13 protein-coding genes are annotated in these 14,069 nt (G+C 34.5%); 4 read left to right on the top strand and 9 right to left on the bottom strand.

Translation table 11 applies throughout. The annotated features are described in order from the left end of the window. Positions 1-5: 5 nt before the first annotated feature. The 9 genes from LOS89_RS00250 to LOS89_RS00210 form a co-directional block, all read right to left on the bottom strand. A complete protein-coding gene (locus LOS89_RS00250) occupies positions 6-509 on the bottom strand; it encodes a DUF2480 family protein (RefSeq protein ID WP_231835730.1) in 504 nt (167 codons plus the stop codon). 94 nt (positions 510-603) lie between these two features. Then, on the bottom strand, positions 604-927 hold the full coding sequence (locus LOS89_RS00245; RefSeq protein WP_231835729.1) for an SUF system Fe-S cluster assembly protein: 324 nt from the start codon (positions 925-927) through the stop codon (positions 604-606). 5 nt (positions 928-932) lie between these two features. Further along, positions 933-1,352, bottom strand: coding sequence for a SufE family protein (locus tag LOS89_RS00240; RefSeq protein WP_231835728.1), 420 nt, complete (start codon positions 1,350-1,352; stop codon positions 933-935). Next, positions 1,353-1,835 carry a hypothetical protein gene (locus LOS89_RS00235; RefSeq protein ID WP_231835727.1) on the bottom strand — a complete coding sequence of 161 codons (483 nt, stop codon included), beginning with the start codon at positions 1,833-1,835 and terminating at the stop codon, positions 1,353-1,355. It lies immediately after the preceding gene. A gap of 11 nt (positions 1,836-1,846) precedes the next feature. Further along, positions 1,847-3,061: an aminotransferase class V-fold PLP-dependent enzyme gene (locus LOS89_RS00230; protein ID WP_231835726.1), complete on the bottom strand. Its 1,215-nt coding sequence runs from the start codon at positions 3,059-3,061 to the stop codon at positions 1,847-1,849. Between the two features lie 48 nt (positions 3,062-3,109). Beyond that, positions 3,110-4,426, bottom strand: a complete 1,317-nt coding sequence (gene sufD / locus LOS89_RS00225) for a Fe-S cluster assembly protein SufD (protein WP_231835725.1) — start codon at positions 4,424-4,426, stop codon at positions 3,110-3,112. A 65-nt stretch (positions 4,427-4,491) separates the two neighbouring features. Further along, positions 4,492-5,241, bottom strand: a complete 750-nt coding sequence (gene sufC, locus LOS89_RS00220; protein ID WP_231835724.1) for a Fe-S cluster assembly ATPase SufC — start codon at positions 5,239-5,241, stop codon at positions 4,492-4,494. Between the two features lie 36 nt (positions 5,242-5,277). After that, a complete protein-coding gene (gene sufB, locus LOS89_RS00215; RefSeq protein WP_231835723.1) occupies positions 5,278-6,726 on the bottom strand; it encodes a Fe-S cluster assembly protein SufB in 1,449 nt (482 codons plus the stop codon). Positions 6,727-6,736: 10 nt separating this feature from the next. After that, the gene (locus tag LOS89_RS00210) at positions 6,737-7,066 is read right to left on the bottom strand and encodes a HesB/IscA family protein (protein ID WP_026725390.1); all 330 of its coding nucleotides are present in this window, start codon (positions 7,064-7,066) and stop codon (positions 6,737-6,739) included. A gap of 145 nt (positions 7,067-7,211) precedes the next feature. On the opposite strand from LOS89_RS00210, the gene LOS89_RS00205 reads away from it, so the two are divergent. The 4 genes from LOS89_RS00205 to LOS89_RS00190 all read left to right on the top strand — a co-directional run bounded on the left by LOS89_RS00205 (position 7,212) and on the right by LOS89_RS00190 (position 13,964). Next, a complete protein-coding gene (locus LOS89_RS00205) occupies positions 7,212-8,072 on the top strand; it encodes an MBL fold metallo-hydrolase (protein WP_231835722.1) in 861 nt (286 codons plus the stop codon). A 72-nt stretch (positions 8,073-8,144) separates the two neighbouring features. Beyond that, complete coding sequence (locus tag LOS89_RS00200; protein ID WP_231835721.1) at positions 8,145-9,740, top strand: S8 family peptidase; 1,596 nt, start codon at positions 8,145-8,147, stop codon at positions 9,738-9,740. Positions 9,741-9,817: 77 nt separating this feature from the next. Next, a complete protein-coding gene (locus LOS89_RS00195; protein WP_231835720.1) occupies positions 9,818-11,695 on the top strand; it encodes a M1 family metallopeptidase in 1,878 nt (625 codons plus the stop codon). 148 nt (positions 11,696-11,843) lie between these two features. Next, complete coding sequence (locus LOS89_RS00190; protein WP_231835719.1) at positions 11,844-13,964, top strand: elongation factor G; 2,121 nt, start codon at positions 11,844-11,846, stop codon at positions 13,962-13,964. Positions 13,965-14,069: the final 105 nt, after the last annotated feature.

Below are 14,069 nucleotides of genomic sequence, written 5' to 3'. Positions count from 1 at the left end.
GGTACTTATTTTTGTTTAAAGAGTGGTACCGCCGAACAAGCTTCGCCAAACATAACGCTCTTAGAAACTTTAATTAATTTTTGAATGGCTAAAGTATACACCTGATTTGGAACAGATTTTTTTGAACAGCCTTTTAAAATAACTGGTTTTTGAAAGTAATCAGTATAATCTAATTTGTTTAAAACATCTTGATACCAATCTATAACGGCCATTTCTTTATTTCCGTGAATAATTTTTACAGCATGTGGTGCTAAATACACAGAAACTAAAGCAAAAGCCCAAGCTGGCAAAATAGCATCTGTTGAACAATATAAAGCAACATATTTGTCATCAAAACTAGACCAATCATTATTTTTTAATTGTTCTCTGAAATCAGATTCCTTAAGAATAAATCCTTCTAGTAACCATTGCGAAATATCTAAATCAACCACATAGTTATCCGGATAGTAATCTTCTAAATCGAATACCATCAAAGAACTTTGTGCAACTTTATTTACTATTTCATCCATATTGAAGTCACAATTTTCAGTCACAATTTTCAGTCACAGTTTTCAGCAAGAAACTTAGAAAATGCTTACTGCGACTGTGACTGGTTACTTTATTTTAAAGCATTCCTAATTCTAACTTAGCTTCTTCGCTCATTAAATCTTTACTCCATGGCGGATCAAAAGTAATTTCTACTACGCAAGATTTTACTGCATCAATTGACTTGATTTTTTCTTCTACTTCCATTGGTAATGTTTCAGCAACAGGACAGTTTGGTGAAGTTAACGTCATTAAAACTTTCACATCATTATCCTCGTTAATCATAACATCGTAGATTAATCCAAGTTCGTAAATATCTACAGGAATTTCTGGATCGAAAATTCCTTTTAAAACTTTAACTACGCTTTCGCCTAAATTGATTGTATCGTTAAATTCTTCCATAATAATTATTGTTTTGCTTGAAATGCCAAAGCATACATTTTAATTTGTTTGATCATTGAAACCAATCCGTTTGCTCTTGTTGGTGACAAATGTTCTTTTAATCCTATTTCGTCAATAAAATCAGTGTTGGCTTCTAAAATTGCAGCCGGAGTTTGATTAGAAAAAGCACGAATTAAAATAGCTATAATTCCTTTAGTCAAAATAGCATCACTATCGGCCGTAAAGACAATATTACCATTTTGCTCTTCACCATGAACCCAAACTTTTGATTGACATCCTTTAATAATGTTTTCGTCCACTTTATATTGTTCGTCAATCAATGGTAATGATTTTCCTAATTCTATAATGTATTCGTAACGTTGCATCCAATCGTCAAACATTGAAAACTCGTCTACAATTTCGTCTTGTATTTCTTTAATTGTCATTTAATTATTTAATTTTTCGGCAACTACAATCAATTCGTTTACAAATGCTTCAATCGCTGCTGGAGGAAAACCACCATCGAAATCTGTTGAAGCATAAGTTTGTTTTTCTGTGGTAAAAGATATATTTGCAATAGGTGCACCATCGTAAAAACGTTTTTCAGTAGGTGCTTTTAATGTACTCAACTTTTCTAAATCTATTTTTTGAAATAAATCAAATAGCTTTTGACTATCATCTTTTTTCAACACCCAAAAAACTGGCTTTGCACCATGAGCAGTAATAACATAAATACTTCCTTCGCTTATAGTAATTTTTCTATATCTTCCTCTTGTGGTTTCTTGATAAACAACAGTAGGCAAATTACTTGTTTGCAAAGACAAAGTTGATTCTTTACTACTTACCAAAGTTTCATCTGTTGCTGTTTTATTGCATTTACAACTTGTGAAAAAACTCATTAAACTGAAAAATAATGCAACTACTTTCATAATGATCAATTTTAAGATAACATCATTTGTGCTTTTTTAACCGCTTCTACAAAGATATCAATTTCTTCCTTGGTATTGTAAAACGCAAAGCTTGCTCTAATGGTACCAGGAATGTTGAAAAAATTCATAATAGGTTGTGCACAATGGTGTCCAGTTCTTACCGCTATACCTAATTTATCTATAATCGTGCCAATATCATACGGGTGAATTCCATCAATATTAAACGAAATTACAGACGCTTTGTTTTCACTTGTTCCGTAAATGGTAAGTCCTTCTATTTCTAATAATCGCTTTGTTCCGTAATCCAACAATTGTTGTTCGTAAGCTGCAATGTTATCAAAACCAATTGAATTCATATAATCAATTGCAGTTCCTAAAACAATTCCACCAGCGATATTTGGAGTTCCCGCTTCAAATTTATGCGGTAAATCGGCATACGTTGTTTTTTCAAAAGTAACCTCAGCAATCATTTCACCACCGCCTTGATATGGTGGCAATTTGCGTAACCATTCTTCTTTTCCATATAAAATTCCAACACCAGTTGGTCCACAAACTTTATGTCCGGAAAACACATAAAAATCACAATCTAAAGCTTGAACATCTGGTCGTAAATGTGGTGTTGCTTGCGCTCCGTCGATTAAAACAGCTGCTCCTACTCCATGTGCTTTTTTGATTATGTATTCAATTGGGTTAACCGTTCCAAGTGCATTTGAAATGTGGTTTACCGTTACGATTTTCGTTTTTTCACAAAGTAATTTATCGAATTCCGATAAAATTAACTCACCTTTTTCATTCATTGGTATAACCACCAACTTTGCTCCTGTTTTTTCACATAAAAACTGCCAAGGCACAATGTTGCTATGGTGTTCTAAAGCCGAAACCATCACCTCATCACCTGCTTGTAATAAACTTGCAAATCCGTTAGCCACTAAATTTATTCCGAATGTAGTACCAGAAGTAAAAATAATTTCGTGGTTGTATTTTGCATTTAAATGCGCCTGAATCGTATTTCTCGAAACCTCGTAAGCATCTGTTGCCAATTGACTCAATGTATGTACACCGCGATGAATATTCGCATTTATTTCGCTATAATATTTTGAAACCGCATCAATCACCACTTGTGGTTTTTGAGCCGTTGCTCCATTATCAAAATACACCAAAGGTTTTCCATTTACTTTTTGTGAAAGTATCGGGAAATCGGCTCTTATTTTTTGAATGTCTAACATAAATCTCTTTTAAAAAATAAAACCGCATCAAATGCGGTTTACTTTGTATTACAAATCAAACCCCATGTTAACGCCTAGCTTGTTTGCTATTAATTTAGCAATTTTAGCTTTTAGTTCTGGTATTTGTACACTCGATGTAACTTCGCTTGTAAACGCGTACATCAATAATGCTTTTGCTTCTTTTTTAGGAATTCCACGTTGTTGCATGTAGAACATGGCACTTTCGTCTAATTGACCAATAGTACAACCATGAGAACATTTAACATCATCAGCAAAAATTTCCAATTGTGGTTTTGCGTTGATTGTTGCCTTATCCCCTATTAAAATATTGTTGTTTTGTTGAAAAGCATCGGTTTTTTGTGCTTCTTTTTCAACATAAATTTTTCCATTAAAAACACCTGTCGACTGTCCGTCTAAAATTGTCTTATAATTTTGGTGACTTTCGCAATTTGGTGTTGCGTGTTGTACCAAAGTGTAATGATCAACGTGTTGTTTATCACCAATAATAGTAATTCCTTTAAGTGTAGAATCGATTCTTTCTCCTTGGTGATAGAAATTCAAGTTGTTTCTCGTAATATTTCCACCAAAAGAAAAAGTATGAACCGAAACCCTACTTTCTTGCTTTTGAGCAATATAAGTGTTGTCTATCAAGTTAGCTGTTTGAACATCGTTTTGCACTTTGTAATAATCTACAATAGCACGTTTTTGAGCAAAAATCTCAGTAACCGAGTTGGTTAAAACCGGATTCGAATTTAAACTCTGATGACGTTCTACAATTTGCACGTGAGCGTTTTCACCTACAATAATTAAATTTCGAGGTTGTACCATCAAAGCTGCTTCATTTCCTGTTGAGAAATAAATGATTTCGATAGGTTTCTCCACTACTTTGCTTTTTGGAATGTTAATGTAAGCACCTTCCAATGAAAAAGCCGTATTTAAAGAAGTTAAACTTTCTTCTTTATTAGCAACTTGATTAAAGTAAGTATCAATAACCATTTTGTATTTAGGCTTTGTTAATGCCGAAGACATCAAACAAACATCTAAACCATCATGTGTTGTTGAAGACAAAAAAGAACTGAATTTACCATCGATAAACACCACTTTATAAGTGTCTATTTCGTGTAAAAAGTATTTTTTTACATCTTTGAATTCAATAGCATTTTCATGTTTTGGAAACACGCTAAAATCGTTCTTTAAAACCGCATTTAAAGAAGTATATTTCCAAGCTTCCTCTTTTTTAGTTGGAAAGCCTTTATTTTCAAAGTTTTTTATTGCTTGATTTCTAACTTCATGTAAATCTTCATTGTCTTTGATTTTTTCTTCAAAAGCCATGAAAGAAGCTAATAATTTCTCTTTTAATTCCATTGTATTTAGTGTTCAGTCGCAGTGTTCAGTCGCAGTCATCTGATAACTGTGACTGAGACTGTAAACTAATTTAATTCGTTTTTAATCCAGTCGTAACCTCTTTCTTCTAGTTCTAAAGCTAAAGCTGCAGTTCCTGATTTTACAATTTTTCCATCCATTAATACATGAACAAAATCTGGAACGATATAATCTAATAAACGTTGGTAATGCGTAATTACCAATACCGCATTGTTTTCGTTTTTCAATTTATTTACACCATTTGCTACAATACGTAAAGCATCGATGTCCAAACCTGAATCTGTTTCGTCTAGAATAGCGATTTTAGGCTCTAACATTGCCATTTGGAAAATCTCATTACGTTTCTTTTCACCTCCAGAGAAACCTTCGTTTAACGAACGTGACAAAAACTTACGATCCATTTCTAACAATTCTGATTTTTCACGAATCATTTTCAACATTTCGTTTGCTGGCATTTCCTCTTGTCCGTTAGCTTTACGTTTTTCATTAATAGCTGTTTTAATGAAGTTAGTTACCGAAACTCCTGGAATTTCAACAGGATATTGGAACGACAAGAAAACACCTTTGTGCGCTCTTTCTTCTGGTGCTAATTCTGATAAATCTTCGCCATCTAAAAAGATTTCTCCTTCTGAAACTTCATAATTTTCATTGCCTGCAATAATTGAAGATAATGTAGATTTTCCGGCACCATTTGGTCCCATAATTGCATGCACTTCTCCTGCTTTAATTTCAAGGTTGATTCCTTTTAATATGTCTTTGTCTTCTACCGAAGCGTGTAAGTTTTTTATCTGTAACATTTTGTAAATGTGTTATATATTCGAATTTATGATTGACTATCCTACTGAACCTTCTAACGATATTTCCAATAATTTCTGAGCTTCAACTGCGAATTCCATTGGTAATTTATTCAATACTTCTCTACTGAAACCGTTTACGATTAAAGCGATGGCTTTTTCGGTTGGGATTCCGCGTTGGTTACAATAGAACACTTGGTCTTCTCCAATTTTTGAAGTCGTAGCTTCGTGTTCGATTTTTGCCGAAGCATTTTTACTTTCGATATATGGAAAAGTGTGTGCACCACAATTATTTCCCATTAACAATGAGTCACATTGTGAGAAGTTACGAGCATTTTCTGCTCTTGCTCCTATCTGAACTAATCCTCTATAACTGTTTTGTGATTTTCCAGCTGAAATACCTTTTGAAATAATGGTCGATTTGGTGTTTTTTCCCAAATGAATCATTTTTGTTCCGGTATCCGCTTGTTGGAAGTTATTTGTAACCGCAATCGAATAAAACTCTCCGATTGAATTATCGCCTTTTAATACACATGATGGATATTTCCAAGTTACAGCCGAACCTGTTTCTACTTGTGTCCAAGAAATTTTTGCGTTTTTCTCGCACAAACCTCTTTTAGTTACAAAGTTATAAACCCCGCCTTTTCCTTCTTTATTTCCTGGATACCAGTTTTGAACGGTTGAATATTTGATTTCAGCTCCGTCCATTGCAATTAATTCTACAACTGCTGCGTGCAATTGGTTTTCATCACGACTAGGCGCTGTACAACCTTCTAAATAGGATACATAACTATCTTCATCGGCAACTAAAAGTGTTCTTTCAAATTGTCCTGTTCCTCCTTGATTGATACGAAAATACGTAGATAATTCCATTGGACACTTCACTCCTTTTGGAATATAACAAAAACTTCCGTCCGAGAAAACGGCTGAGTTTAAAGCTGCATAAAAGTTGTCTTTCATGGGAACAACTGTTCCTAAATGCTTGCGTACTAATTCTGGATGCTCTTTAATAGCTTCGGAAATACTCATGAAAATAATTCCTTTTTCAGCCAATGTTTTCTTGAAAGTCGTTGCCACAGAAACCGAATCTACTACGATATCAATCGCCACGTTATTCATTTTCTTTTGCTCATCAACCGAAATTCCTAACTTTTTGTACATCGCCAAAAGTTCTGGGTCAACGTCTTCTAATTTTTTATTCGGATCCGCTTTTTTAGGTGCCGAATAATACGAAATCGCCTGAAAATCTGGTTTTTCGTAATTTACGTTTGCCCATTCTGGCTCTTCCATTTCTTGCCAAGCGCGAAAAGCTTCCAAACGCCATTCGGTCATCCATTCAGGCTCTTCTTTTTTCTTCGAAATCGCACGAACAATGTCTTCATTTAAGCCAATAGGAAACGTTTCCGAGTCCAATTCGGTGTAAAATCCGTATTCGTATTCTTTATTTTCTAATTCGACTTTTAAGTCGTCTTCTGTATACTTACTCATATTTTTTGATTTATAGAGAGAAACTCTCTCCACATCCACACGTTCTTTGTGCGTTTGGATTGTTAAACACAAATCCTTTTCCGTTTAAACCACCTGAAAACTCTAATATAGTTCCTGCCAAATAAAGAAAACTCTTTTTCTCAACGGCAATTTTTACATTATTATCTTCAAATATTTTATCGTTTTCTCCTATTTCTTTGTCAAATTTTAAATCATAAGACAAACCCGAGCAACCACCACTTTTTACGCCTACTCGTACGTAATCTTTGGCTGCATCAAAACCATCTTCTTGCATCATAGCGATGATTTTTTTACTTGCTGTATCAGATACTTTAATCATATTCTTATTTTGATTTTGTCTAAATTAACCGCAAAGATAAGCCATAAATTGCTTTTTACAAGAATTGCTAACATTTTTATAACTTATAGATTCATAGTTTCTGTTTATAGTATTTTTTGTAATTTGGCTGAAAATTGTTTGAACTATGAAATTACATCCTATTGAAGCTGGAAATTTTAAATTAGACGGTGGTGCTATGTTTGGTGTGGTACCTAAAACCATTTGGAATAAAACCAATCCGGCCGACGAAAATAACCTAATTGATATCGCTGCGAGATGCTTATTAATTGAAGACGGAAACCGATTGATTTTAATTGACACCGGAATGGGAAATAAACAATCGGAAAAATTCTTTGGTTATTATTCACTTTGGGGCGACCATTCGTTAGATAAATCGTTAAAAAATGCTGGTTTTCATCGCGATGATATTACCGATGTTTTCATGACGCATTTGCATTTTGACCATTGTGGTGGAAGCGTAAATTGGAACAAAGATAAAACCGGTTACGAAGTCGCATTTAAAAATGCAAAATTTTGGACAAATGAAAACCATTGGGAATGGGCAACGAAACCAAACGCGCGTGAAAAAGCTTCTTTTTTACACGAGAATTTATTTCCAATGCAAGAAAGTGGCCAATTGCATTTCATAAATCGTCCTGATAGTGATTTTGGGTTTTCAAATGAATTAGGTTTTGATATATTTTACGCTGATGGTCATACCGAAAAACAAATGTTACCGCACATCAACTACAACGGAAAAACCATTGTTTTTTGTGCCGACTTACTAGCAACTGCTGGACATATTCCAATTCCATATGTGATGGGTTACGACACTAGACCTTTGTTGACATTGGATGAAAAAGCAAAATTCATGAACGCTGCGGCTGATAATAATTATTATTTATGGTTAGAGCACGACGCTCACAATGAAATTATTACGGTAGAGCGAACCGAAAAAGGGGTGCGTTTGAAAGAAGTTTTCAGATGTGAAGACATTTTAAAATAATGTTAAAAAGAAATATTATTGTAACAAATACAAATCACTTCAGTCCAATAACTGAAATTAATTAATTGAAAAATGAAGAGAATTTTTAGACCGCTTTACTTAAGTTTAGCTTTTGCATTCGCATTAGCAAGCTGCGGAACTCAGCAAATGGTTTCAACTCCGGTTGAAAATATTGATAACTTACCCTTAAAAACTACTCCAGTCGCAGAAAAAGATTTGCAACGTTGGAGTCATTTAGACTTAGTTAAAGACACGCTTCCAGGTATGAGTGTTGACAAAGCTTACACGGAACTTTTAAAAGGTAAAAAAGGTAAAAAAGTTATCGTTGGTATCGTAGATTCAGGTGTTGATATCAACCACGAAGATTTAAAAGCGGTGATTTGGACCAATCAAAAAGAAATTGCAGGTAACGGAATTGACGATGACAAAAACGGTTATATCGACGATATTCACGGGTGGAATTTCTTAGGAAATGCTGTTCATGAGCAATTAGAAATGACACGTATCGTTAAAAAAGGTCCTGGAACTCCTGAATATGACAAAGCAAAAACAGAATTAGCAGAAGAATTAAAAGGAATTCAACCTCAAAAACAACAATTAGATTTCATTCTAAATGCTGAAAAAGCCTTAGTGGGCTATTTCAAAAAGAGTGATTTTACATTAGAAGAAGTAAAAGCAATTCCTGCAACAGAAACTTCATTATCTCAAGCTAAAGCTGTTTTTACACAAGTTTTAAGTAATAGCACAAAAGCGGATTTTGATAAACAAATTGAAGAATTCAAAGATTATATCTACGGACAAGTTAACTACAACTTAAACGTTGATTTTGATGGAAGAAAAATCGTTGGTGACAATCCAGATGATTTAAAAGATACTAAATACGGAAACAACAATGTAGTAGGTCCAGAGCCAAAAGAAGCAAAACATGGAACGCACGTAGCTGGAATTGTAGCGCAAGTTAGAGGTAATAATAAAGGTGGTGATGGTGTTACGAATAATGCTGAAATCATGGCGTTAAGAGCCGTTCCAAATGGAGATGAGTATGACAAGGATATTGCGTTGGCTATTCGCTATGCTGCAGATAATGGTGCGAAAGTAATCAATGGTTCTTTTGGAAAATACTATTCACAACACAAAGAATGGGTTATGGATGCCATCAAATATGCTGAATCAAAAGACGTTTTAGTAGTTATCGCTGCTGGAAACGAATCTTATGATTTAGATGTAAAAAACAAATATCCAAACGATACCTATGATGGAAGTCCAGAATACGCTAAAAACGTATTAATCATTGGAGCGCTTTCTCCAACTTACGGAACTAAAATGATAGCAAGTTTTTCTAACTACGGAAAAAACAATGTAGATATTTATGCTCCAGGAGATAAAATTTATGCTACTACTCCATTAAATACCTATGAATATTTACAAGGAACTTCAATGGCTTCTCCTAACGTAGCTGGTGTTGCAACATTAATTCGTTCTTACTATCCAAGTTTAACTGCAGTTCAAGTTAAGCAAATCATCATGGAAAGCGGAACACCATTAAAAAACACAGTTACAATTGGTGAAGATAAGCATAAAGCAAACTTTGCAGACGCTTCTAAATCGGGAAGAATTGTTAATGCCTACAACGCTTTAGTTTTAGCAGCTAAAATGGCAAAAAAATAAAAGTATCATTACTTTAGTAAAACCAAAAACCTACAGGTTGTTAAATTCTTGTAGGTTTTTCTTTTAAAAAATTGATTATGAAAAAATTACTTTTTTTACTAGTTTCTTGTACTAGCTTTGCACAAAACAATCCAAATCCAGGGTATTGGCAACAACACGTTGACTATAAAATGGAGGTGAATATGGATGTAAAAAAATTCCAATACAAAGGAAAACAGGAAATTGTGTACACAAATAATTCACCTGACACCTTACACAAAGTTTTCTATCATTTGTACAACAATGCGTTTCAACCAGAAAGCGAAATGGATGCCAGACTTCAAGCTATTTCTGACCCTGATAAGCGAATGGTGAAAACGTTCAAAAAAGAAGGAAAAGAGGTTAAAGAAAGTAGAATTAGCACTTTAAAACCAAATGAAATTGGCTATTTAAACATCACTAATTTTAAACAAGATGGAGTTTCTGCAACCACAAAAGTAGTAGGAACTATTTTAGAAGTTACTTTAGTAAAACCTATTTTACCAAAACAAAAAACAACACTTTCGTTAGATTTTGATGGTCAAGTGCCATTACAAATTCGTCGTTCTGGAAGAATTTCTGAAGAAGGCGTTGCTTTATCAATGACCCAATGGTATCCAAAATTATGTGAATACGATTTTGAAGGATGGCACGCTAATCCATATATCGCTAGAGAATTTCATGGGGTTTGGGGAAATTTTGATGTAAAAATCACAATTGATAAAGCGTACACAATCGGCGGAACAGGTTATTTACAAAACAAAAATGAAATTGGGCATGGATATCAAGATGCTGGCGTGCAAGTTGTTTATCCAAAGAAAACCAAAACATTAACTTGGCATTTTTATGCGCCAAACGTGCATGATTTTGCTTGGGGTGCCGATAACGAATTCATTCATGACATGATTTTAGGTCCAAACAATGTGGAATTGCATTTCTTATACAAAAACAAGAAAGAAAATTTAGAAAATTGGAAAAAAATGCAACCTAAAACTGCAGAATTATTAGCGTTTTTCAATGAAAACGTTGGACTTTATCCTTACAAACAATATTCTGTAATTCAAGGTGGCGATGGTGGAATGGAATATGGAATGTGTACTTTAATAACAGGAAATAGAGCTTTTGGAAGTTTAGTAGGTGTAACCGCTCATGAAATGGCGCATTCTTGGTTCCAATTTGTATTAGCAACTAACGAAACCAAACACGAATGGATGGATGAAGGATTTACTTCATACATTTCTAACTTAGCGATGAACAAGGTATTGCCTCCAAAAAAACCTGAAGTTCCTTATGAAGATGCATATAACAATTACATTTATTTAGCCAAATCAGGTAAAGAACAACCGCTTTCTACACACGCTGACCGTTACGATATCAATATGGCGTACGGAATTTCAGCATACAGTAAAGGAGAAGTATTTTTAGTACAATTGGGTTATTTAATTGGGCAAGAAAACCTCAACAAAACCATCAAACGTTATTACAACGACTATAAATTCACGCACCCAACTCCAAATGATATTAAGCGTGTGGCGGAAAAAGTTTCAGGTGCTAATTTAGATTGGTATTTGTTAGATTGGACATTAACCACCAACACGATTGACTACAGCATCAAAGAAGTTTCTGAAGCCAATGCAGCCAATACTAAAGTAGTTTTTGAAAGAAAAGGCAGAATGCCAATGCCTTTAGATGTTATGGTAGAATATACCGATGGAACAAAAGAATTTTTCTACATTCCAAATACCTTAATGCGTTGGGAAAAACCAAATCCTTATCCTGAAATTAAAGGAAATGTTTTGAAAGGTTGGGATTGGGCTTACCCTACTTTCACTTTTGAAATTGCAAAACCAAAAGATAAAATCAAATCCATCACCATCGACCCAGAAAACATGATGGCAGATGTGAATAAAGAAGATAACATCTTTCCCAAAAAATAAAATTTAAAGCGGCTTTCGAGTCGCTTTTTTTATGTTGATTTTGAATAATTGAGATGATAATTATCATGATTTACGTGTTTGGTCTTTCGTAATTTTAATGTGCTAAAAATGCAGTTAAAATTAGTTATTCATTTAAACACATAAAGTCATGAGCATTGCAACCAAAGACATTAGAAACGTGGTATTTCTTGGGCATTCAGGATCAGGAAAGACCACCTTTATCGAGACCATGTTATTTGAAAGTGGTGTTATTCCTCGTCGTGGTTCGGTAGAAAATCACAACACCATTTCGGATTTTACCGATTTAGAACACGAAAGAGAAAATACCTTATACAGCCACTTGATGCACGTTAAATGGCACAACAACAAAATCAACATCATTGACACTCCTGGTTTTGATGATTTTATAGGCGAAGTAGTTTCTTCCCTTAAAGTTTCTGATACTGCTGTAATTCTTCTAAATGCAGCTTCTGGGGTAGAAGTAGGAACAGAAATCGTTTGGGAATACGTTCAAAATTATCAAACACCTGCTTTTTTTGTCATCAATCAAATGGACCATACAAAAGCAGATTTCGAAACTATTTTAGAACAAGCCATAAATCGTTTCGGAAATAAAGTGATTCCGATTCAATATCCATACAATTCAGGAGAAAAATTCAATAGTATTATTGATGTACTTCGCATGACGATGTATGTTTTCCCAGAAAATGGCGGAAAACCAGAAAAAATGCCTATTCCAGAATCGGAATTAGAAAAAGCAAATGCACTTCATAATGCCTTAGTAGAAGCGGCTGCAGAAAATGAAGAAGGGTTGATGGAAAAATACTTCGAAAAAGGCAATTTAGATGAAGAAGAATTAGCAAAAGGATTAACTATTGCGCTTGCTCATCAACAAATATTTCCGGTTTTCTGTGCTTCTGGATTAAAAGATATGGGAAGTGGAAGAATCATGGGATTCATTGATGATATTGCGCCATCTCCAGCCGATAGACCAGCGAAAAAATTAGAAAATGGTGGTGAATTAAAATGCGATGCTAGTGACAAAACTACTATTTTCATTTATAAAACCCTTTCGGAACCGCAAGTGGGAATGGTTTCTTATTTCAAAGTGCTTTCGGGTGAATTGAATGCTGGTGATGAATTAGTAAATGCCGATAACGGAGAAACCGAACGCTTAACGCAATTATTCGTTGCAGAAGGAAAACAAAGAACTTCGGTTGACAAATTAGTTGCTGGTGATTTAGGAGTTACAGTTCGATTAAAATACGGACACTCCAACAATACGTTGAATGCTAAAGGTGTAGAAAGAAAAGTCAGAAAAATGCAATTTCCAGAAAGTCGCATCAGAAAAGCGGTTACAACTGCCAATCTAGCCGATATGGAAAAAATGATTAAAGCGTTACATCAAATTGAAGAAGAAGATTTGACTTTCAAAGTAGAGCAATCTTCGGAATTAAAACAAACCATTGTACATGGTCAAGGGCAATTGCATTTGGATTTAATCAAACATCGTATCGAAAGTGAAAATAACATCGAAATTATCTTTGAAGAACCAAAAGTTCCCTATCGCGAAACGATAACAAAAGCAGCAAAAGCAGAATATCGTCATAAAAAACAAAGTGGTGGCGCAGGACAATTTGGCGAAGTACATTTAACCATTGAGCCTTATTACGATGATATGCCTGAACCACAAGGCGTAAACGTTCGTAACAAAGAAATTGAAGAATTGCCTTGGGGCGGAAAATTTGCCTTCTATTGGTGTATTGTGGGTGGTGCTATCGACAATCGTTATGCCACAGCCATAAAAAAAGGAATCATGCAATCCATGACCGAAGGTCCGTTAACGGGTTCTAATTGTCAAAACATTCGCGTTTGTATTTATGATGGTAAAATGCATGCGGTAGACAGTAATGATATTTCATTTCAATTGGCGGCTTCACACGCATTCAAAGATGCCTTTAATGAAGCTAGACCTCAACTTTTAGAACCGTATTACCAACTTGAGGTGCTTTGCGAAGATGATTACACCGGCGACGTTATGGGCGATTTACAAACCCGAAGAGCCATCATTCAAGGCATGGATACGGATGGTCATTATCAAAAAATTATTTCCGAAGTGCCTCTTGCCGAACTCAAAGATTACGGTTCTACTCTTCGTTCATTAACACAAGGAAAAGCAAAATTCAAATTGGAATTTAGCAATTATCAACTAGTTCCTCCTCATGTTCAGGAAAGTTTAGTTATAAGCAATGCGGTTTTATCTGAATAAGGAATGGATTTTGTATTTAGAAAAGCTTCTTCGGTTTGAGGAAGCTTTTTTTATGCTTATTTTTGTAGGCTTAAAAATAAAACTACAAAATAAAAAATATACTAC

The sequence above is a fragment of the Flavobacterium channae genome, from assembly GCF_021172165.1.
Taxonomy (GTDB): Bacteria; Bacteroidota; Bacteroidia; order Flavobacteriales; family Flavobacteriaceae; genus Flavobacterium; species Flavobacterium channae.
Note: the sequence above shows the minus strand (reverse complement) of the source record. Positions and strands in the feature narration are given on the sequence as shown.

What these genes read in the sequence shown, in the direction of transcription:
- sufC (WP_231835724.1), bottom strand. Translation starts at nt 5,241, where the DNA reads ATGTTACAGATAAAAAACTTACACGCTTCGGTAGAAGACAAAGACATA.
- sufD (WP_231835725.1), bottom strand. Translation starts at nt 4,426, where the DNA reads ATGGAATTAAAAGAGAAATTATTAGCTTCTTTCATGGCTTTTGAAGAA.
- LOS89_RS00230 (WP_231835726.1), bottom strand. Translation starts at nt 3,061, where the DNA reads ATGTTAGACATTCAAAAAATAAGAGCCGATTTCCCGATACTTTCACAA.
- LOS89_RS00200 (WP_231835721.1), top strand. Translation starts at nt 8,145, where the DNA reads ATGAAGAGAATTTTTAGACCGCTTTACTTAAGTTTAGCTTTTGCATTC.
- LOS89_RS00240 (WP_231835728.1), bottom strand. Translation starts at nt 1,352, where the DNA reads ATGACAATTAAAGAAATACAAGACGAAATTGTAGACGAGTTTTCAATG.
- LOS89_RS00205 (WP_231835722.1), top strand. Translation starts at nt 7,212, where the DNA reads ATGAAATTACATCCTATTGAAGCTGGAAATTTTAAATTAGACGGTGGT.
- LOS89_RS00235 (WP_231835727.1), bottom strand. Translation starts at nt 1,835, where the DNA reads ATGAAAGTAGTTGCATTATTTTTCAGTTTAATGAGTTTTTTCACAAGT.
- sufB (WP_231835723.1), bottom strand. Translation starts at nt 6,726, where the DNA reads ATGAGTAAGTATACAGAAGACGACTTAAAAGTCGAATTAGAAAATAAA.
- LOS89_RS00250 (WP_231835730.1), bottom strand. Translation starts at nt 509, where the DNA reads ATGGATGAAATAGTAAATAAAGTTGCACAAAGTTCTTTGATGGTATTC.
- LOS89_RS00190 (WP_231835719.1), top strand. Translation starts at nt 11,844, where the DNA reads ATGAGCATTGCAACCAAAGACATTAGAAACGTGGTATTTCTTGGGCAT.
- LOS89_RS00245 (WP_231835729.1), bottom strand. Translation starts at nt 927, where the DNA reads ATGGAAGAATTTAACGATACAATCAATTTAGGCGAAAGCGTAGTTAAA.
- LOS89_RS00210 (WP_026725390.1), bottom strand. Translation starts at nt 7,066, where the DNA reads ATGATTAAAGTATCTGATACAGCAAGTAAAAAAATCATCGCTATGATG.
- LOS89_RS00195 (WP_231835720.1), top strand. Translation starts at nt 9,818, where the DNA reads ATGAAAAAATTACTTTTTTTACTAGTTTCTTGTACTAGCTTTGCACAA.